The sequence below is a fragment of the Streptomyces sp. NPDC006208 genome (genome assembly GCF_040613775.1).
Classification (GTDB): domain Bacteria; phylum Actinomycetota; class Actinomycetes; order Streptomycetales; family Streptomycetaceae; genus Streptomyces.
In genome coordinates, this window is sequence record NZ_JBEXSW010000056.1 from 31654 (window position 1) to 49545 (window position 17892).

Annotated in this window: 18 protein-coding genes and 1 pseudogene; 8 read left to right on the forward strand and 11 right to left on the reverse strand. The window is 69.5% G+C overall.

Annotation, left to right across the window (positions count from 1 at the left end; all coding sequences use genetic code 11):
- Positions 1-12: 12 nt before the first annotated feature.
- The 3 genes from ABZ208_RS33485 to ABZ208_RS33495 form a co-directional block, all read right to left on the reverse strand.
- Complete coding sequence (locus ABZ208_RS33485) at positions 13-1344, reverse strand: DUF2637 domain-containing protein (RefSeq protein WP_356913212.1); 1332 nt, start codon at positions 1342-1344, stop codon at positions 13-15.
- A 158-nt stretch (positions 1345-1502) separates the two neighbouring features.
- Positions 1503-2219, reverse strand: coding sequence for a DUF3558 family protein (locus ABZ208_RS33490; RefSeq protein WP_356913213.1), 717 nt, complete (start codon positions 2217-2219; stop codon positions 1503-1505).
- A 123-nt stretch (positions 2220-2342) separates the two neighbouring features.
- Complete coding sequence (locus tag ABZ208_RS33495) at positions 2343-3224, reverse strand: DUF3558 domain-containing protein (RefSeq protein WP_356913214.1); 882 nt, start codon at positions 3222-3224, stop codon at positions 2343-2345.
- A gap of 195 nt (positions 3225-3419) precedes the next feature.
- Between ABZ208_RS33495 and ABZ208_RS33500 the strand changes: the two genes are divergently transcribed.
- Positions 3420-4676, forward strand: a complete 1257-nt coding sequence (locus tag ABZ208_RS33500) for an RtcB family protein (protein WP_356913215.1) — start codon at positions 3420-3422, stop codon at positions 4674-4676.
- Positions 4677-4947: 271 nt separating this feature from the next.
- On the opposite strand, the gene ABZ208_RS33505 is transcribed toward ABZ208_RS33500, so the two are convergent.
- Positions 4948-5865, reverse strand: coding sequence for a hypothetical protein (locus tag ABZ208_RS33505; protein WP_356913216.1), 918 nt, complete (start codon positions 5863-5865; stop codon positions 4948-4950).
- A gap of 291 nt (positions 5866-6156) precedes the next feature.
- Between ABZ208_RS33505 and ABZ208_RS33510 the strand changes: the two are divergent.
- The 4 genes and pseudogenes from ABZ208_RS33510 to ABZ208_RS33525 all read left to right on the forward strand — a co-directional run.
- Positions 6157-6558 (forward strand): annotated as a pseudogene (locus ABZ208_RS33510) (RtcB family protein); the annotation flags it as partial.
- Between the two features lie 264 nt (positions 6559-6822).
- Entirely contained in the window at positions 6823-8292 is a 1470-nt protein-coding gene (locus ABZ208_RS33515) for an amino acid permease (RefSeq protein ID WP_356913217.1), read from the forward strand.
- 488 nt (positions 8293-8780) lie between these two features.
- The gene (locus ABZ208_RS33520) at positions 8781-9698 is read left to right on the forward strand and encodes a DUF2637 domain-containing protein (protein ID WP_356913218.1); all 918 of its coding nucleotides are present in this window, start codon (positions 8781-8783) and stop codon (positions 9696-9698) included.
- Positions 9699-9951: 253 nt separating this feature from the next.
- Positions 9952-10380 (forward strand): nuclear transport factor 2 family protein, encoded by a 429-nt coding sequence (locus ABZ208_RS33525; protein WP_356913219.1) that lies wholly within the window; start codon positions 9952-9954, stop codon positions 10378-10380.
- Here ABZ208_RS33525 and ABZ208_RS33530 read toward each other — a convergent pair.
- Entirely contained in the window at positions 10367-11170 is an 804-nt protein-coding gene (locus ABZ208_RS33530; RefSeq protein WP_356913230.1) for an oxidoreductase, read from the reverse strand. The genes ABZ208_RS33525 and ABZ208_RS33530 overlap by 14 nt on opposite strands.
- A gap of 196 nt (positions 11171-11366) precedes the next feature.
- Between ABZ208_RS33530 and ABZ208_RS33535 the strand changes: the two genes are divergently transcribed.
- The gene (locus ABZ208_RS33535; RefSeq protein WP_356913220.1) at positions 11367-12041 is read left to right on the forward strand and encodes a DNA-binding response regulator; all 675 of its coding nucleotides are present in this window, start codon (positions 11367-11369) and stop codon (positions 12039-12041) included.
- 44 nt (positions 12042-12085) lie between these two features.
- Here the strand turns inward: ABZ208_RS33535 and ABZ208_RS33540 are convergent, their stop codons facing one another.
- Both ABZ208_RS33540 and ABZ208_RS33545 read right to left on the reverse strand, forming a co-directional pair.
- Entirely contained in the window at positions 12086-12850 is a 765-nt protein-coding gene (locus tag ABZ208_RS33540) for an SDR family oxidoreductase (protein ID WP_356913221.1), read from the reverse strand.
- An 83-nt stretch (positions 12851-12933) separates the two neighbouring features.
- Positions 12934-13281: a YnfA family protein gene (locus ABZ208_RS33545; protein WP_356913222.1), complete on the reverse strand. Its 348-nt coding sequence runs from the start codon at positions 13279-13281 to the stop codon at positions 12934-12936.
- Between the two features lie 176 nt (positions 13282-13457).
- Between ABZ208_RS33545 and ABZ208_RS33550 the strand changes: the two genes are divergently transcribed.
- The gene (locus ABZ208_RS33550) at positions 13458-13946 is read left to right on the forward strand and encodes a MarR family transcriptional regulator (RefSeq protein WP_356913223.1); all 489 of its coding nucleotides are present in this window, start codon (positions 13458-13460) and stop codon (positions 13944-13946) included.
- Positions 13947-13990: 44 nt separating this feature from the next.
- Here ABZ208_RS33550 and ABZ208_RS33555 read toward each other — a convergent pair whose 3' ends face one another.
- From ABZ208_RS33555 to ABZ208_RS33570, 4 genes are all read right to left on the reverse strand, one after another.
- The gene (locus ABZ208_RS33555; protein ID WP_356913224.1) at positions 13991-14716 is read right to left on the reverse strand and encodes a Mut7-C RNAse domain-containing protein; all 726 of its coding nucleotides are present in this window, start codon (positions 14714-14716) and stop codon (positions 13991-13993) included.
- Between the two features lie 104 nt (positions 14717-14820).
- On the reverse strand, positions 14821-15660 hold the full coding sequence (locus tag ABZ208_RS33560) for an NAD(P)H-binding protein (RefSeq protein ID WP_356913225.1): 840 nt from the start codon (positions 15658-15660) through the stop codon (positions 14821-14823).
- Positions 15661-15769: 109 nt separating this feature from the next.
- The gene (locus ABZ208_RS33565) at positions 15770-16294 is read right to left on the reverse strand and encodes a GNAT family N-acetyltransferase (protein WP_356913226.1); all 525 of its coding nucleotides are present in this window, start codon (positions 16292-16294) and stop codon (positions 15770-15772) included.
- 40 nt (positions 16295-16334) lie between these two features.
- Positions 16335-17162 (reverse strand): helix-turn-helix domain-containing protein, encoded by an 828-nt coding sequence (locus ABZ208_RS33570; protein WP_356913227.1) that lies wholly within the window; start codon positions 17160-17162, stop codon positions 16335-16337.
- Positions 17163-17225: 63 nt separating this feature from the next.
- Here ABZ208_RS33570 and ABZ208_RS33575 point away from each other — a divergent pair, with 63 nt between their 5' ends.
- Positions 17226-17801, forward strand: a complete 576-nt coding sequence (locus ABZ208_RS33575) for a TIGR03086 family metal-binding protein (protein WP_356913228.1) — start codon at positions 17226-17228, stop codon at positions 17799-17801.
- Positions 17802-17892: the final 91 nt, after the last annotated feature.

The following is a 17892-nucleotide window of genomic DNA, read 5'->3' on the forward strand; positions in this document are numbered from 1 at the left end:
GGGTCCTTCCGGTTACGCGATGTGTTCGGACTCGAGGTCAGCCTGGTGGCGGGCCTTGAACTCCGGGTACAGGCGGCGCAGCAGTGAGGAGCTCCGGGGGTGGCGTATGCCGTGCCCGTCGGCGAGGTGTATCTCGAACTGTTCGACCTTGGGGTAGTCGCCGTACTGGTCGACGTACGTCCTGAAATGGGGGTACGCCAGCTCGGAGAACTCCTTGTCCTCGGAGGTGAAGGCCGGGGCCGGGGCGGGGACAGGATCGGGCAGCGGCTGCTGCACCGGCTCCGTGTACTGCGCGACGTACTCGTCGGCGTACTGCTCCGGGTACGGCTCCTGTTCCGTACGGGGGCCGGGGACCACACCGGCGCCGAGCGGGCGGGTGCGGCCCGGACCGGCCGGCACGGGGACCGGGCCGGGACCCAGTTCCTCGACGTACATCGGGTCGTAGCCGCTCTCGTACACGTCCTGGGGAGCATGGGCGGCGGCGAACCAGGGGCTCTCGTGGGAGCCGACGCCGTGCTGCTCGGCCTGGTCGTCGAACTGGGCCTCGGGGAGGGCCGGTGCCGGGTCCGTGTCGCGCTGATGCTGCGGCTGTTGATGGGCGGCGCGCGGCAGCTCCGGCTGCTGCTCGACGACCGGGGAGGGCGGGAGCAGCACGGGCTCGACGCCGGCGGCCGCCAGGCCTGCCGCGGCCGTGTCCGCCAGGGGGACGCCGTACTTCGCCAGTCGCAGGGGCATCAGCGCCTCCACCGGGGCCTTGCGCCGCCAGGCCCGGCCGAAGCGTGCCTGGAGACGTGCCTGGTAGATCAGCCGGTCCTGCTCGAGCTTGATCACCTGCTCATAGCTGCGCAGCTCCCACAGCTTCATCCGGCGCCACAGCTTGAAGGTGGGGATCGGCGACAGCAGCCAGCGGGTGAGGCGCACACCCTCCATGTGCTTGTCGGCCGTGATGTCGGCTATTCGGCCGACCGCATGCCGGGCCGCCTCGACGGAGACGACGAACAGCACCGGGATCACTGCGTGCATGCCGACGCCCAGTGGGTCGGGCCAGGCCGCTGCGCCGTTGAACGCGATGGTCGCGAAGGTCAGCAGCCAGGCCGTCTGGCGCAGCAGCGGGAACGGGATCCGCATCCACGTCAGCAGCAGGTCCAGTGCGAGCAGCACACAGATGCCCGCGTCGATGCCGATCGGGAAGACGAGGGAGAACGAGCCGAAGCCCTTCTTCTCCGCAAGCTCGCGGACGGCGGCGTACGAGCCGGCGAAGCCGATCCCGGCGATGACCAAGGCTCCGGCGACGACGACACCGATCAGTACGCGGTGCGTGCGTGTCAGCTGCATCGCGGCCATCCGCGACCCCCTTCCGTGCTCGAATCCAGCGGGCAAAGCCTGGCACATGCCTGCGGAGCGCGTCCCTCCGGGCTCCAGGGTCTTCGAGGAGGGACGGCGCGGGCTGTGCCGGCAGGCCGGGGCCGGGCCGGCCCCGTCGGCCGACGGCGGTGTGCTTCCTACTTGTTGGCGGTGGTGACCGAGGTCACCGCTTCCTTCGCCGCCTTGAGCGCGTCCTTCGTCAGGTCGGCGGTCGAGGGGTTCTTCGCGCCGGCGTAACCGGTGCCGTTGTAGGTGAGCACGACGACGCCGTTCGCGGTGCGGGCCACGACCGTCGCGTAGCTGAAGTCCTCGCCCGTCTTCCTCAGCTTGTAGGTGACCGTGGTCGCCTCGTCGCCGATACCGGGCGCCGCAGCCGACTTCACTTCCTTGGCCCCCTCGGTCGCCTTCGCCCGGGATATCTCCTTGCCGTACTGCTCCGTGGCGCGCTGCTCGCCGCTCAGGGCGATGGAGGCGTCGGAGTCGTAGCGGTAGAAGGAGACGTCCAGCCAGCGGTACTGGGAGCCCTTGACGCCGTTGTCGTCCAGGCCGTTCCACGAGCAGTTGCCGCGGCTCGAGACGTCCGAGGACTTGCCGGCCGTGCCCGACTTGGACTTCGTGCCCGGGACCAGGTCGGTGATCGTCTTCGTGGCGATCGAGGAGCAGGGGTCCGGCAGCTTGGCGAACTTGGCGGGTGCGACCGTCGGCGACTTCTTCGCCGACGGGGAGGAGCCGGAGGAGGACGAGTCCGAGCCCCCCTTGCTGTCGGAGTCCGACGAGCAGCCGGCGACGACGAGCATCACCGGGACGGCTGCGCAGGCGAGTATGCGGGTGAGTCGCGTGGCTGAACGGTGCATGGTTCCTTCAGTCGATCTGGGGCTGGGTTCGTCCGGTCGGCGAGGCCACCGTACGCGCAGACGGGCCATCGGCGGGCGGCCTGTGGACAACCGGTCCGGCGGAACGGGCCGGCGGTGTGCGGCTCAGTCGTTGAACTGCTCAGCCAGCCCGCGGGCCAGACTCTGCGCCTTTTCCTGCAGTTCCTTGCTGTCCGGCACCTCGGTCGTACGGGCCGGCTGCTCGACGTAGACGATGGTGACGATCACATTCGATGTGCGGAAGACCACGCTCACGGTGCGGCGCTGGGCGGTGGATCCGGCCCGGCCGAGCACATCGTCGAGGAAGGCGGCGTTGCCGAGTCCCTCGAGCATGCGCGGCTCCAGGCCCGTGGCGCTCCCGGGGCTCCCGGACGGGGTGGCGGTCGGGGTGCCGTCCGGGTCGCCGGAGCCCGGCGTCCGCGATGTCGTGGCTTCGGACGGGGTGTCCACGGGGGCGTCCCCCTTGGCGTCGTCGCTCGCGGGCGGAGCGGCGGCCCCGGCCGTGGCGGACGGGGTCTGCCCCCCTTCCCCCGGTGCGGCGGCGAGGGGCACGGAGGTCGCTGCCTGCTTCTTCGCGAAGACCTCGAGGGCGCGGTCGTCGTCGCTGACCGCCGGGTCGTAGGAGACCACACGCTCAAAGTCCACCCGGAGCTGGTGCGAGGCATCCGGCGCCTCGCCCTTCCAGCTGCACGCGACCCGGCGGTCGGTGTCATAGGTGACGGCCGCGGTTCCACGCAACACCGCCTGCTGCTGCTCCTCGGGGAGCGTGACGACGCCGGGCAGCAGGTTCTTGAGAGTCGACGCCTCGACGGAACGGCAGGGCTCGGGGAGCGTGCGGTACTTGCCGGGCGGCGCCGCGGGGGAGGCGGTGCTGCCCGGCTTGGCCGCCGCGTCGGAGCCGTCGCTGCCGGTGCCGGAGGTGCAGCCGGTGACGAGCGCCGCGAGCAGCGCCGCCGCCAGGCCGGGTACGTACGCCTTTCGTTGCACGTCACAGGCTCCCTTCTGTTGCGTGTGCGCCGCCTGTCGGCGCGGGCCGCGGGGGAAAAACGGTTGCCGCCCGAAGGCGGCCGGTGGACACAATGTGTATCGCACGCACCGCTGTGGATGCCGGGCCGCCGAGGCTTTCGCGGATATCAGGCAGGGCTTTTGCGTTATCTGTGTTTTCGGGGGAATCGGGGAGTTATGTCGTATGTAGAGGTACCGGGAGCCAAGGTCCCGATCCGGATGTGGACAGATCCGGCGACGGTCGAGGACGTGGCGATGCAGCAGCTGCAGAACGTCGCCACGCTGCCCTGGATCAAGGGCCTGGCCGTCATGCCGGACGTCCACTACGGCAAGGGCGCGACGGTCGGCTCGGTGATCGCGATGCACGGGGCGGTCTGCCCGGCGGCGGTCGGTGTGGACATCGGCTGCGGCATGTCGGCGGTGAAGACGTCGCTGACGGCGAACGATCTCCCGGGCGACCTCTCCAGGCTCCGTTCCAAGATCGAGCGGGCGATCCCGGTGGGCCGCGGTATGCACGACGACATGGTGGATCCGGGCCGGATCTACGGATTCGCGCACGCGGGCTGGGGTGACTTGTGGGAGCGGTTCGACGGGGTGGCCGACGCGGTCAAGTTCCGCCGGGAGCGGGCGACCAAGCAGATGGGAACGCTCGGAGCCGGAAACCACTTCATCGAGTTCTGCCTCGACGAGTCGGGGTCGGTCTGGCTGATGCTGCACTCCGGGTCGCGGAACATCGGCAAGGAACTCGCCGACCACCACATCGGCGAGGCCCAGAAGCTGCCGCACAACCAGGGTCTGGTCGACCGTGACCTGGCCGTCTTCGTCGCGGACACCCCGCAGATGGCGGCGTACCGCAACGACCTGTTCTGGGCGCAGGAGTACGCGAAGTACAACCGCGCCGTGATGATGGGGCTCTTCCAGGAAGTGGTCCGCAAGGAGTTCCGGAAGGCGAAGGTGGCCTTCGATCCGGTCATCTCCTGCCAGCAGGAAGATGCCGAAGGTCAGATGAGGACCGTCGAGCTCCGCCCTGGTGTGATCAGCTGCCACCACAACTATGTCAGTGAAGAGCGGTACGAGGGGATGGATCTGCTGGTCACCCGTAAGGGAGCCATCAGTGCGGGCTCGGGGGAGTGGGGGATCATCCCCGGCTCGATGGGAACCGGCTCGTACATCGTCCGCGGTCTGGGTAACCCGAAGTCGTTCAACTCTGCCTCGCACGGTGCGGGTCGGAAGATGAGCCGGAATGCCGCGAAGCGGCGCTTCTCGACGCGGGATCTGGAGGAGCAGACGCGGGGTGTGGAGTGCCGTAAGGACTCCGGCGTCGTGGACGAGATCCCGGGTGCGTACAAGCCGATCGAGAAGGTGATGGAGCAGCAGCGGGACCTGGTGCAGGTCGTGGCGAAGCTCAAGCAGGTCATCTGCGTGAAGGGCTGACCTCCAGCACTCCGCCTGATCGACAGAGCCCCGGAGTCTGCGTCCGGGGCTTCGTGGTGTGACGCGTCGTCTCGATTGGATCAGCTGAGCCCCGAGAGTCGGGTGTCAGGGGACTGCGCAGTGCCGCATGGGATCCGCGTACGGGAAGGGCCCGCACCAACGTAGGTGCGGGCCCGGCCGTCCGTTCGATTCGGACGGGATTCCCATCGTGACGTCTCCGGCGGGCCCGGTGCGCGGTGTCCTCTCAGCGGCGTGCCCAGCCGGGGCGGGGTCAGGACTTGAGGAGCGTGACCTCGGTGGTGTGGTCTCCGGTGTTGACCGTCACCGGGTAGTCGCGGTCGTTCGACTTGCCGAAGCCGCGCACTGTGGCGGTGCCGGGCCGGAAGGTGGTGCCGGGCTCCATGCTGGCGAAGGAGACGGTCCACGGGACCGGGGCCTCGGGCGTGCAGGCGACGGTCTTCTCCTCGTACCGGCCCACCGGCGTCTCACGCTTCTGAGTCTGCGAGACGTTGCCGGCGAGAGTGACCTGCGCCGGCTTGTTGCAGGTTACTGTGCCGCCGACGGTGATCTGGCCGGTCTGGGTGTCGATCTTGCCCGTAGTGTCGAGGTTCAGGCCGATGGCCAGCTCCACCGGCGGTTCGGCCGTACGGGCGTGCACCTCGCCGCGCAGGGGCACCGGGGAGCCGTTGCAGTACTGCTCGAAGGTGGCGTCGAGTTCGCGCACGTAGCCGTAGGGGCCGTAGGCGATGTGGGAGATGGTGAAGGAGCCGGTACTGGTGTCGCACCAGCGGTCGTTCTCGCCGAACTGCAGCTTGGGGTCCTCCGGTTGGGCATGAGGCCAGCGCGACGCGCCGGTGAAGGTGGCGCCGTCGGTCAGCTTCTGGCCCTCAGGGGCTTCCATGTGGAGGGACCAGCGTTTGCCTTCGGCCGTCACGACCGTGACGCCTACGGCCTGCTCGCTGGTGGGCCCGGAGACATCGAACATCTCGACCGCCCCGGCCGTGTACTGGTGGGACTGACCGTCCGATACGAATTCACCCGGCTCGCCGCTGAAACTGAGCGATCCCGAAACTGCTTCGTGGGCCTGCGCGGGGCCCGTCAGCGGGGCCGCCGTCACCGCCACGGCCAGGGCCGTCGTAAGAACGGTCGCTGCACGAGCCAGGCCGGATCCCAGCACGCTGCTTCTCATCAAGCTTCTTCTCCAAAGGGAGTGATTCCGGCCTCGGTTGACCGGAATGCCGTCACACGACGCATCACTGCATGTCAGGTACCGGTCAAGCCGGTCGGAGGGGGCGGCCGTAAAGCTCCTCAGCGACGCACCGGAAAGCTAGCAGCCGCCACTGACAAGCGGTCCGGCCGGTGCTCGTTTCGGTGGTGACCCGGCACTGGCGGTGGGCGGGGACGACCTCGTTGCCACCCGCGACGAGGACGGAGACCCGAGGCCGGCTAGGTTGCCGGGCCTGCGTGTGTGCAGGGCGACGTCGTCGGGTGCCACCACAACTACGTGGCGGAGGAGCGGTACGAGGGCATGGACCTGCTGGTCACCCGCAAGGGTGCGATCCGTGCGGGCTCCGGCGACTTCGGGATCATCCCGGGCTCGATGGGCACGGGCTCGTACATCGTGAAGGGCCTGGGGAACGCGGCGTCGTTCAACTCGGCCTCGCACGGCGCGGGCCGCAGGATGAGCCGCAACGCGGCGAAGAGGCGCTTCTCGACCAAGGACCTGGAGGAGCAGACGCGGGGCGTGGAGTGCCGCAAGGACTCGGGGGTCGTGGACGAGATCCCGGGTGCGTACAAGCCGATCGAGAAGGTCATCGACCAGCAGCGGGACCTGGTGGCGGTCGTTGCCAAGCTGAAGCAGGTCATCTGCGTCAAGGGCTGACGTCCAGCACACCACGTGATCGACCGAGCCCCGGATCCGTCCGGGGCTTTGTGGGTTCGCCGGCGGTCGGGCCTGGTTGCCACGGCTCGGGACAACCGATCGCTCGTGACGATGTTCACGCGACAGGCGCCGGGCGACAGCGTGGCTTCGCAACCGTGTCGTATCCGGCAAAACATGACACGGCCGATGAGGATATGGCGCTGGTCGCGAAATCCACATCGGTGTGGACGGTCGGCGGCCTCGACGGAAGATGAGGTGGGCGAGGTGGCGGAACCTTCGGCAGGTACGCAGGACGGTGAGAGTTCCGTCGAGCTCGGGGGCTACCAGCAGGAGCTGCAACGGTGTCTCGGCTCCTTTCAGGTGTTCGCGGTCTCGTTCGCGTTCATCTCGGTGGCCGTCGGCATCTTCGCGACGTACGACGATGTGCTGCTGACCGCGGGGCCGGTCGGCATCTGGCTGTGGGTGATCGCTGCGGTGGGGCAGACCCTGGTGGCGTTGGTGGTCGCGCAGTTCGCGGCCCGCATCCCGCTCAGCGGCTCCTCCTACCAGTGGGCTTCGCGGCTGGCCAACCCGAAGGTCGGCTGGGGCTTCGGCTGGCTGACCTTCTGTTACCTGGCGGTCGCCGTGGTGGCGTCCGACAACGCGCTCGCGAGCCAGGCACTCATGCCGCTCGCCGGCATCGAGCCGGACGAGGGCACGGCGCGCCTGATCACCATCGTGGTGCTGCTCGTCCAGGCCGTGCTCGCCGTGGCCTCGACGCGCATCGTCAGCTGGATCAATTCGGCCGCGGTCGGGCTCGAACTGGCGCTCGTCGTGGTGGTGGCGATCGCGCTCGCCATCGCTGTGGCGCTCACGGACAATGGCGCAGTCGGCAACCTCACCTCGCGCGGTGTCACTGAGAACGCCCCCGACTACTTCGCCGTCGGCGGTGGGTTGATGATCGCGATGATCATGGGACTTGCCACGCTCGTCGGCTTCGACTCCGCGGCGAACCTGGCCGAGGAGGCCAAGGATCCGTTTCGCACCGTCCCGCGCGCGATCGTGGGATCGGTCGTGGCGGCCGGAGTGCTGGGAATGCTGTTCCTGATCACGCTCACCGTCGCGATCGACGACATCCCCCGGATCACCGCCGACGGCTCACCGGTCGCGGCGATCATGCGCGATCAGCTCGGTCCGGTGATGGAGAGGACGCTTCTGGTCGCGGTCTCGTTCGCGTTCTTCGGCGCCGGGATGGTGATCATGGTCTCGTGCTCGCGGATCATTTTCGCGATGGCGCGCGACTCACGCTTCCCTGCCCACCGGCTGATGCGTCGGGTCAATCCGCACACGCAGACGCCGATCCCGGCGACGATCCTGATCTTCGCTCTGGGAGTCGTCCTAATGGTCGCCCTGCCGGGTGCCGCACTGCTGGAGCTGATCACGGCAGGGACGATCCTTCCGGCGATCACCTACGGCTCGACGATCGTTCTCTACCTGGCGGTGCGCGGACGACTGGACCGCAAGAAGGGCGCGTTCGACCTCGGACGTTTCGAGCTGCCGGTCGCGATCTGCGCGCTGGTGTGGACGCTCGTCGCGCTGTTTGTGCTGGTGGCACCCCGGGAGGCGCTCGTCTCCGTCGTGATCGTGGTCGGTCTGCTCCTCGTGGGCGGGCTGTTCTTCCTCGGCATGCTGAAATTCGACCGCCAGGCGCTGGAGACCGAGCCCGGGGACGTGCGTGCCTTTGACGAGAGGTGACCGTGTCGTTGCCGCATCCGGTGGCGGTCGTGGCGATTCGGAAGCAGGTCATTGGTGTGAAGGGACGACCAGGCCGCGTGGATTGTTGTGGATGATTCGTCGCAAGAACCGATAAAATTGCGCGAAAATCACCCATCCGGCGCAATGTTGTCACCTGGATGCCGCACACCAGGGCTAACACCGGAGTCGTTGTTGGAGAGTGACGAAAACACAATCCCCACCCGCGGTTTCACCATGGCGCGTGGCCGGCACCCGCGCGGCCTGGTCGGGAAATTGGACTTTGTCCCCCGCCTCCCCTGAGTGTGCAGCGGAAGGCAACGCAACGCTCCACTACGAGGACCAGCGAATCGAGCTGAGGTACTCCTCCTCGGTGCTGGCGGACTTTCTGGCGGTGATCGGTCAGATCGAGGCGGAGTTCCATCGGCGGTCGGGCGCAACGCGGTCCTGGTACGCCACGAACAGCGACGATTGGGCGGGGCAAAGCGTCCATGTATGACGAGTACGGCTATGGTTCAGCGGCTGCGCACCCCGATGTGATCGGCCGGGCAGGGTGGCCGGACCCCTATCTCACGTCCAACGAGGTCTCGCTGGGCGGCTATCAGGCGATGACACCCCTGACCCCGGAGATCCTTGACGAGCCGTGGGATCCGGCGGTCGAACTGGAACAAATGCTGCAGACCAACGCGTGGCAGGAGTTCGGCACAGTTCCCCCGGCACCGGACGGCGACCCGCTCGCGCGGCCGAACGAGATCACCACCGAACTGCCCTTCGCGCGGCTCTCCTCCCGCGGTCACCGGCGGCGGGCCCCCGCGCGGAAGTCCAGGTTCACGCTGGTCCAGACGGCGAGCTTCTGCCTTGCCACGCTGGGTGCGGTCGTCGTCTCCATGGTGAGCGTCTTCGGGGGCATGGTCGCCCTGGATCCGCTGCGCCACATCGCCGCACCGCGCATGGCCGAGGGGCTGGCCGGCTGGTGGCCGCTGCTGGTCTACGGGCCCTGGCTGGTTGCTTCGCTCTCCATCCTGCGTGCCTCGCTCCACCAGCGCCGTGTCGTGCACTCGTGGTCGGTCGTGCTGTTCTTCTCCACGCTCACCACCGTGCTGTGCGTGGCGCATGCTCCGCGGACGCTCACCGACGCGGCAGCGGCTGCGCTGCCTCCCCTCGCCGCCCTGGCCTGCTTCCAGCAGTTGGTCAGGCAGATCACCTTGACCCGGCCGCCTCGCCAGGCCGCCGCGCGCCATCGCACTGCCGCGTCCTCTTCCGCTCGGCCCTCGTCCCATGAGCAGGGAAGCAACTCCTCCCACGAGCAGGGAACCAAGGGGACGTGGACGCACAGCTCGATGTTCCCGTTCGGCAGCGCCGCGCGTGGCGAACAAGGACCTGTGGGAAATGCGTTTCCCCGGCAGTAGCGGACTTCGCCGCTTCTCGGCCTCGGCCAAGGGCATGGAGGAGCAGACGCGAGGTGCGGCGTGGAGCGCACAGGGAAGGCCCCGGACCGGGGCCTTCCGGCTGTGGCCGGTGATCGGGCCGGGTGGCGAACAGATCGATCTTGGTCTCGGTGCGGACCCTTGTCGGCCGACCCCTTCCCTCTCCTCGGCGGATCCCGCATCATACTCAAGAAAGTGACTAATCTTTTTCTTGAGTATGAGAGAGGGGTCCGTCATGACGACGACCGCTGACCGCTTTCGCACCGCCGTGGAGAAGGGCGACCTGGGCGCTCTGGACGACCTGTTCACCGAGGACATCCGCTTCTACAGCCCGGTGAAGTTCACCCCCTTCGAGGGCAAGGCCATGGTGCTGGGACTCTTCGGGGTGTTGCTGCGCACCTTCGAGGACTTCCGGTACATCGGGGAGTTCGACGGCACCGCCGGGACCAGCGCCGACGGCGCCGAGGCGCCGTCGGCCGTCCTGCTGTTCCGCACCACTGTGAACGGCAAGCAGATCCACGGCATCGATCTTCTGCACTTCGAGGGCGACGAATCGGGCCGGATCAAGGAGTTCACGGTGATGGTCCGCCCGCTGTCCGCCGTGCAGGCTCTGAGCGAAGCGGTGCTGGCGGGGCTGGTCGCCGACGGGCTCATCGCCGGCTGATCGAGTCCAGTTCGGCAAGGTCCTCGGTGTGGAGGCGGAGGGTGCCCGCTGCCACGTTCTCCTCGAGGTGTGCCGGTGAGGAAGTACCGGGAATGAGCAGCACGGTCGGGGACAGGGCCAGGAGCCCCGCGAGCATGACCTGGACAGGTGTCGCCCCGTGCCGGTCGGCGATGCCCTGGAGCCGCCCGGTCTCCGCGATGCCCAGGCCGCCGAGCGGGAAGTACGGCACGAAGGCGATGCGCTTGTCGGCGCAGATGCCGACCATGGCGGCGCCGGGACGGGTCACCAGGTTGAACTGGTTCTGTACCGCGACCACGGGTGCGATCTGCTCTGCCTCGGCGAGGTGCTCGGGGCGGACGTTGCTGAGACCGAGGTGCCGGATGAGGCCCTGCTCCCGCAGCGCCGCGAGGGCGCCGAACTGCTCCGAGAGCGATTCGACGCTCGGGAGACGGCGCAGATAGACAAGGTCGAGGTGGTCCCGCCCGAGTTCGCGCAGATTCCGGTGGACGGCGGCTGTCAGCTCGTCCGGGCCGGCGGGCGACATCCACTCGCCTTCGGGGGTGCGGCCGGGGCCGACCTTGGTGGCGATCACCAGGTCGTCGGCGTAGGGGTGCAGAGCGGTGCGGATCAGCGCGTTGGCCGAGAGGTGCTTGTAGAAGTAGAAAGCCGCGGTGTCGATGTGGTTCACACCCAGCTCGACCGCCCGGCGCAGGACGGCGACGGCGCGGTCGGGGTCGCCGGCCGGGCCGTCCCAGTCCGGTGCCGGCAACCGCATCGCGCCGAAGCCCATCCTGGCGATTTTCAAGTCGCCGCCGAGGTGCCAGAGTCCGGCGTGGCCGGCGTGAGCCCCGGAAATGCCGGCGGTGGTTGTCGTGGTGGTCGCATCAGTCATGTCGTTCGTGGCCATGCCGAGATCCTGCGGGCAGTCGGCACGGTCGGCGGAGGACTGGCACCTTGCTGCCACGTTGACCGACACTGGGCGGACGATGACCACTGATCAGATCGTGACCCTGCGGGGTGAGGGGGAACTGGTTCGCCGGGCCGGGCATCTGTTCGGCGCTGCCCGTCAGGAGTTCCTGTGCGCGGCAGCCGACCTGGTGACCTGGTCGGCCGGGGTGAACGCCGCTTTTGCCGAGGGCTACCGGCCCTCTCTGGTCTCGGGTCTGTCGATGCGCAAGATCTACACCCCACGGGCGCTGGCCGACGACGAGTCCGAACGCCGGCTGGTCAGGATCGCCGGCTCCGGAGCCCAGGTGCGGATCTCCACCGCGCCCCTCGCCCGCGAGGCGATCATCATCGACCGGCGGATCGCGATCCTCGCCGGGGCAGACGCCGGTGGGGTGCGGACGTACTCGGTGGTGCGGTCCCCCGATGTTGTCGACGGTGTCCGGGCGCTGTTCGGTGTGGCCTGGGAGACCGCGACGGATCTGGCCGAGTACCGGCGTCTGCGGGCCTCGCCGCCGCCCGAACTGAACGAGCAGGCCCGGGACATCCTGCGGATGCTCAGCGCCGGGCACACCGACGAGACCGCGTCACGTCATCTGGGTATGTCTCTGCGGACCTACCGCAGGCGGGTCGCCGAGCTGATGACGCTGCTCGGCGCCACGTCACGGTTCCAGGCGGGGCTGCGGGCGCGGGAGTTCGACGCGAGGAGTCGGTGAACGCAGTGAAAGAGCCGGCCGGGTGGAGGCGATCCGGTCGTTCGTCACGGTGCGCGGTGCACCTTGGAGTTGGAGGCCTGGGCGCGAGGCCGCACCACGAGAAGGTCGATGTTGACGTGGGAGGGGCGGGTGATTGCCCAGGTGATGACATCGGCCACGTCGTCGGCGGTGAGCGGATCGGCCACGCCCTCGTAGACCTTGGCGGCCTTCTCGGTGTCGCCGCGGAAACGGGTGGTGGCGAACTCCTCGGTCTTGACCATGCCGGGAGCGATCTCGATCACCCGGACCGGGCTGCCGACGATCTCCAGGCGCAGGGTCTCGGCAAGCACGTGGGCGCCGTGCTTCGCGGCGACGTAGCCGGCGCCGCCCTCGTAGGTGGAGAGCCCGGCGGTGGAGGAGAGGACCACGACCGTGCCGTCGCCGCTCGCGGTGAGCGCGGGGAGCAGGGCCTGGGTGAGGTTGAGCGTGCCGATGACGTTGGTCTCGTACATCTCCCGCCAGTCGGCCGGGTCGCCGGTGGCGACGGGGTCGGCGCCGATGGCGCCGCCCGCGTTGTTCACCAGGACGTCGACGCGGACCAACGATGCGGCGAGGGTGTCGACCGCGGGCCGGTCGGTGACATCGAGCGCATGCGCGGTGGCCTGACGGCCCGCCGCGGTGAGCTCGGCGGCAAGGGCCTCGACACGGTCCTTGCGGCGCGCGGTGAGTACGACGTGGAAACCGGCACCGGCAAGCTGTCGGGCGGTGGCCGCACCGATGCCGCTGCTGGCTCCGGTGATGACCGCGACGGGGGTCCCAGCGGCTGTCATGTCGCAACTCCTCGAGCGTGTGATCGATCCACGCCCAGGATAGGCCGGACCGCGGACCAGGTGCCGCGGTGTCCATAAGTGGATCAGCGTCCGCGAGGGGCGTACATGATCACTGCCATGCCCGCGAGGCAGATCAGCGCGCCGATGACGTCCCAGCGGTCGGGTCGGTAGCCGTCCGCGACCATGCCCCAGGCGATCGAGCCGGCCACGAAGATTCCGCCGTACGCGGCGAGGATGCGGCCGAACTCGCCTTCCGGCTGGAGCGTGGCCACGAAGCCGTAGAGGCCGAGGGCGATCACGCCGGCGCCGATCCAGATCCAGCCCCGTCCGCCGCCGTCGCTGCCCCGCACGCCCTGCCAGACGAGCCATGCGCCGCCGATCTCGAACAGCGCGGCCAGGACGAACAGGGCGACGGAGCGGGCGATGAGCATGGGTACACCCTGGCACGCAGGGTGCGGGCAACTCGCCGGGGCTGACACCTGGTCGGTCGCAGACCGGGGCAACCGTGTCTGACAGAGGCGGCCTGGCCCGGATCATCGGGGGCGCGGCGGGTCCGACAGGTCGCGGCCGCGCCGGCGTATCAGGCTCTGCGCCGTACACTCTCTGCATGGCGCAGGAGAGTTCGGGGACGCGTGACAGGCTGATGAACGAGATGTTCGCCGCCTCGCGGCGGTACATGGCCTCGTACGCACTGTTCAACCAGGCCCTCGCCGACCATCTGCGGCTGCACCCCACAGATCTGCAGTGCCTGAACCTGCTGGGACTGGAAGACCGGCCCGTCACCACCGGGCGCATTGCCGAGCTCACCGGGCTCACCACCGGTTCGGCCACGCGGCTCGTCGACCGGCTCGAGCGCGCCGGGTACGTCACGCGCGAGCGGGACGCCCATGACCGCCGGCGGGTGCTGGTGTCGCTCGTGTCCGAGCGGATGGCGGAGTTCGGCGCGCTGTGGGAGCGGGTCGGCGGCCCGTGGGCCGCCATGTTCGATGCGTACAGCGACGACGAGATCGCCCTGCTCACCGCGCACATGCGGCGCACGGTAGAGGTGAGTGCGGGCCAGATCGAGCGGCTGCGCGGCGGCGGGTTCGACGCATAGCCGCGAGCTGCGCGGGTGGTGTGCACGAGCGGCAGGGGCGGGCCTCAGGGGCCGGCGGTGCGCAGCGCGTCCGCGACGATCGCCTCCAGGCGGGCGTGGTGTGCCCCGCGCCAGTACACGCGCTCGCATGCCGTGCACTGGGCGAACACGTCGTACGACCGCTGGGTGCCCTGCTGGAGATGCTCCTGCACGGAGTCCTTGTCGGCCTCCGTCAGCTTCCCGTTGCACGCGGTGCAGCGGGTCCATGGCGCGAGTGCGGGGGCGAACCGCTCGAGCACGTCGCGCAGTTGGTCGTCCGGTCGGTCGCTGTAGATGTACGCGCCCGCCCAGATCTCACGGCGGCGCAGCAGCCCCCGGTCACGTGAGAGCAGCACCCGCCGCTCCTTCGCCGAGAGCGCGGCCAGTGCGGGGTCGCCGATGTCCTCGTTCTCGTACGCCGCATCGACGCCGAGCAGCCGCAGACGGCGGGCCAGCGTGCCGAGATGGACGTCGAGGAGAAAGCGCAGCGGTGCGCCGGGGACGTGCTGTGGCCGCTCGACACCGCACACCTCGACATGCTCGCCCGCGCGCGGGATGTGGGAGACGGGAACGTGGCGGCCGTCGACCAGCAGCCGGCCCGCCTCGGTGAGCGGGACGCCGAGCGACTCGACGACATGGCCGAGCGTCGACGAGCCGTCGGTGACCACGGCCGTACGCCCCTGACGGCGCTCCGAGGTGACGAATAGGCGCAGCTCGGGTGCGACGCTGAGGGAGATCTCCGGTCCGTTCACGGAGTAAGCATGTCATCGTGCGGTGGCTGTCAGCCAGGTGTTTCCGGCGGCTGCGGGCGAGCCCCCGAGGCGGCTCCGAGGCCCGCGCGGCGCCATGGGCGGCGTCAGGCGCGGAAGGCTTCCGCGTGTTCCTCCGCCCATGCCGTGAAGCTGCGGGGCGGGCGGCCCGTCAGCTGCTCGAGAGTGCCGGTCAGGTGCGCGGGCGAACCGTCGGTCGAAGCCCAGTAGTCGAGCAGCGCCTCGGCGAACTCGTCCGGCAGGTAGGCGGATACGGAAGCCCGCCAGGCGTCGCGGCTCACCGCGCGGACGGCGATGCCGCGGCCCACGACGCGCTCCAGGATCGCGATCTGCTCGGCGAAGGTGAGCGACTGCGGACCTGTCAGGTGGTAGGTCCCGCCGCGCAGCTCCGGCCTGGTCAGGACGGCGACGGCGGCCTCCGCGAGATCACGCTCATGGACGGGGTCGCCGTAACTGCCCGGGTAGGGCAGCTCGATGACGCCGGAGGACCGCAGGGCCCGCGCCCACTGCCGGGCGTTGCCCGCGAATGCGCCGGGCCGCAGGACGGTCGTCGTGACGGGTGCGGCCGCCAGCGCCTGCTCGACCGCGAGATGGGACGCGGCGATCGGGTTGTCCGCGGCGTCCGGGTCCAGAACCGAACTGGAGGAGAGCAGCACGATGTGCTCGACGCCCGCCGAGGCCGCCTGTTCGGCGAAGGCCCTGATGTGCGAGGGCTCGGCATAGAGGAAGACCGAGGTGACGGAGTCGAGGGCGGCCGCGAAGGTCGAGGGCTCGTCGAGGGCGCACCGCACGGAATCGACGCCCCGGGGCACGGTGAGCTTGTCGGGGCTGCGGGACCCGGCCCGGACGCTCAGGCCCTGCTCGTGCAGGAGTGTGAGGAGGGTGGAGCCGACGGTGCCGCGGCTTCCGGTGACGAGGATCGGCATGGCGGATTCCTTGGGCTGGAGGAAGAGTAATGCGTTACGCAGAAGCTGCGTTACGCAGATAAATATCCGTGAAAATGGGCCCGCTCGTCAAGCGGGCCCGATGCGGCGCTCAGAACCGCCCGAGGTCGATGCGCCAGTCGTGGGACCGGAGCTGCTGCCCGGGCGGGTACTCGAACTCGCACTCGCCGACCAGCGTGAAGCCCGCCTTCCGGCACACCGCGTTGGACGGGCCGTTGCCCACGGACGGGAAAGCGTGCAGGAAGCGGTGCTTGCGCGCCGCCCTGGCCTGCTCGACCGCAGCGAGCGTGCCGGCGGTCGCGATGCCCCGCCCCTGGAAGCCGGGCAGCACGCTCCAGCCCGTCTCGTACACCTGCCGGCCGTTCCAGGTCTTCTCCCAGAATCCGACTGTCCCGGCCGCCCGCCCGTCGGGCTCCCAGACGATGCGGAACATGCGGCCCCGGCCGGTGCGGTCCGCGCTCAGGTACACGTACCGCCCATGCCGTAGGACCAGCTGCTCCTCGGTCTCCGGGCCGCCCAGGTGGTCCATCAACTCGGGTGCGTTCGCGGCGCGGAGGAGGTCGAAGTCGTCCTCGGACCACGGCTCGATGCGGATCGTCGATGCGTTCTTGCCCATGCGTCGCACTGTAGGCCGGGGCTCTGACACCGCACGCGGACTACGCAGCGCCCGCCCGGGCGTACGCGGTCGGCGGCACGCCCACCGTCGCCGTGAAGTCCCGTACGAGATGGGCCTGATCGCTGTACCCGAGTTCCGCCGCCAGCGCCGCCCAGTCGAGTCCGCAGCCGCCGTTCTCGCCGTACTCCGCGCGCTCCAGCGCCTCATGGATGCGGTAGCGCAGGATCACCCACTTCGGGCCCACGCCGACGTACGTCGCGAACAGGCGCTGCAGCGAGCGGACCGACACCCCTTCCGCGGCGGCGAGTTCGGCGACGCGCCGGACCGAGCGGTCGGAGCGGACGGTTTCCACCAGCTCCATGGCGTGCAGTGCGTGCGGGTCGGCCCGCGGAGCCAGACCCAGCAGGAACGCGTCCAGGGCCGTCACCCGGGCGTCCTGATGGTCCGGCAGTACGACTGCGTCCACGGCGCTCTGCCCGGCGCCGGACACGACGTCCGCGAGCGGCACCCGCCGGCCTGTCCACTCGGACACCGGCCACTTCGGGGCGAACGGCCGGAAGCCGCCGGGCCGGAACTTGACTCCGCACACCCGGCCGCGCCCTGTCAGCTTCTGGGTGAACAGCTCCAGCCCGATCCCCGCGACCTCGGCCCAGGCAGGCTCGTCGCCGAAGCGCTGGAACACCATGTTCACGCAGGGGTGGGGTACGACATGCGAGGCGTAGGGCTCGGTCAGATCCCAGTCGATGAGCCAGTAGTGCTCGAGATACGGACGCAGCTCGGGGGCGGGCTCGCGGCGGCGGAAGTCGACGCGCGCGAAGAGCTCGCGGGCTTCGACTATGCCTTGGGTGTCAGTGCGCGGCCCCGCCATGCCGGGGATCCTACGTCGCGTTTCTTCAAGACGCACAGGCGTGCGCCGCCCTACGGTCGACGCATGACGAACAGCATCAGTGACCTGCTCCGATCGGCGGCCGATCAGGCCGTTCCGATCGTGCGGGGAATTACCGACGACCACCTCGCCGACCCGACGCCGTGCGCCGAGTACGACGTACGCCAGCTGACCGATCACCTCATGCAGGTCGTGATCAACTTCCAGGCCCTCGCGGCGAAAGGGCATCCGGACTTCGGCGTGGAGCCGCACTTCGTCGAGGGTGGCGGCGACTGGCGGGCCCGGTTCGCTGCGGAGACCGCCGCCCTCGTCTCGGCGTGGGCGGCGCCCGGGGCCGAGGAAGGCACGTCGGGGAGGATGGGTCTGCCTGCACGGACGGTCGGCACGATGGTGCTGGGCGATCTGACCGTGCATGCGTGGGATCTGGCCCGTGCCACCGGCCAGGAGTTCACACCGGACCCGGTCGTCGTCGCGGAGGTCTGGCCGGCGCTCACCGAGCTGGCGCCGAAGGCCCGCGAGGGCGGGGTGTTCGCCGAACCGGTGACCGTGGGCACGGAGGTGTCCGACTTCGACCGTGTGCTGGCGCTGACCGGCCGCGACCCGCAGTGGAGGGCTCCCTAGGACTTGTCCGGCCGATCATGTGCGGAGCCAGATGGTGAGGGCTGCGGCGGTGGCGGTGCCCAGGTAGACGTAGCGGCGCTTGTCGTAGCGG

Coding starts and splice junctions, on each gene's coding strand:
- ABZ208_RS33540 (WP_356913221.1), bottom strand. CDS start 12,850: ATGACAGCCGCTGGGACCCCCGTCGCGGTCATCACCGGAGCCAGCAGC.
- ABZ208_RS33490 (WP_356913213.1), bottom strand. CDS start 2,219: ATGCACCGTTCAGCCACGCGACTCACCCGCATACTCGCCTGCGCAGCC.
- ABZ208_RS33505 (WP_356913216.1), bottom strand. CDS start 5,865: ATGAGAAGCAGCGTGCTGGGATCCGGCCTGGCTCGTGCAGCGACCGTT.
- ABZ208_RS33550 (WP_356913223.1), top strand. CDS start 13,458: ATGGCGCAGGAGAGTTCGGGGACGCGTGACAGGCTGATGAACGAGATG.
- ABZ208_RS33530 (WP_356913230.1), bottom strand. CDS start 11,170: ATGGGCTTCGGCGCGATGCGGTTGCCGGCACCGGACTGGGACGGCCCG.
- ABZ208_RS33570 (WP_356913227.1), bottom strand. CDS start 17,162: ATGGCGGGGCCGCGCACTGACACCCAAGGCATAGTCGAAGCCCGCGAG.
- ABZ208_RS33485 (WP_356913212.1), bottom strand. CDS start 1,344: ATGGCCGCGATGCAGCTGACACGCACGCACCGCGTACTGATCGGTGTC.
- ABZ208_RS33575 (WP_356913228.1), top strand. CDS start 17,226: ATGACGAACAGCATCAGTGACCTGCTCCGATCGGCGGCCGATCAGGCC.
- ABZ208_RS33560 (WP_356913225.1), bottom strand. CDS start 15,660: ATGCCGATCCTCGTCACCGGAAGCCGCGGCACCGTCGGCTCCACCCTC.
- ABZ208_RS33500 (WP_356913215.1), top strand. CDS start 3,420: ATGTCGTATGTAGAGGTACCGGGAGCCAAGGTCCCGATCCGGATGTGG.
- ABZ208_RS33520 (WP_356913218.1), top strand. CDS start 8,781: ATGTATGACGAGTACGGCTATGGTTCAGCGGCTGCGCACCCCGATGTG.
- ABZ208_RS33525 (WP_356913219.1), top strand. CDS start 9,952: ATGACGACGACCGCTGACCGCTTTCGCACCGCCGTGGAGAAGGGCGAC.
- ABZ208_RS33565 (WP_356913226.1), bottom strand. CDS start 16,294: ATGGGCAAGAACGCATCGACGATCCGCATCGAGCCGTGGTCCGAGGAC.
- ABZ208_RS33535 (WP_356913220.1), top strand. CDS start 11,367: ATGACCACTGATCAGATCGTGACCCTGCGGGGTGAGGGGGAACTGGTT.
- ABZ208_RS33545 (WP_356913222.1), bottom strand. CDS start 13,281: ATGCTCATCGCCCGCTCCGTCGCCCTGTTCGTCCTGGCCGCGCTGTTC.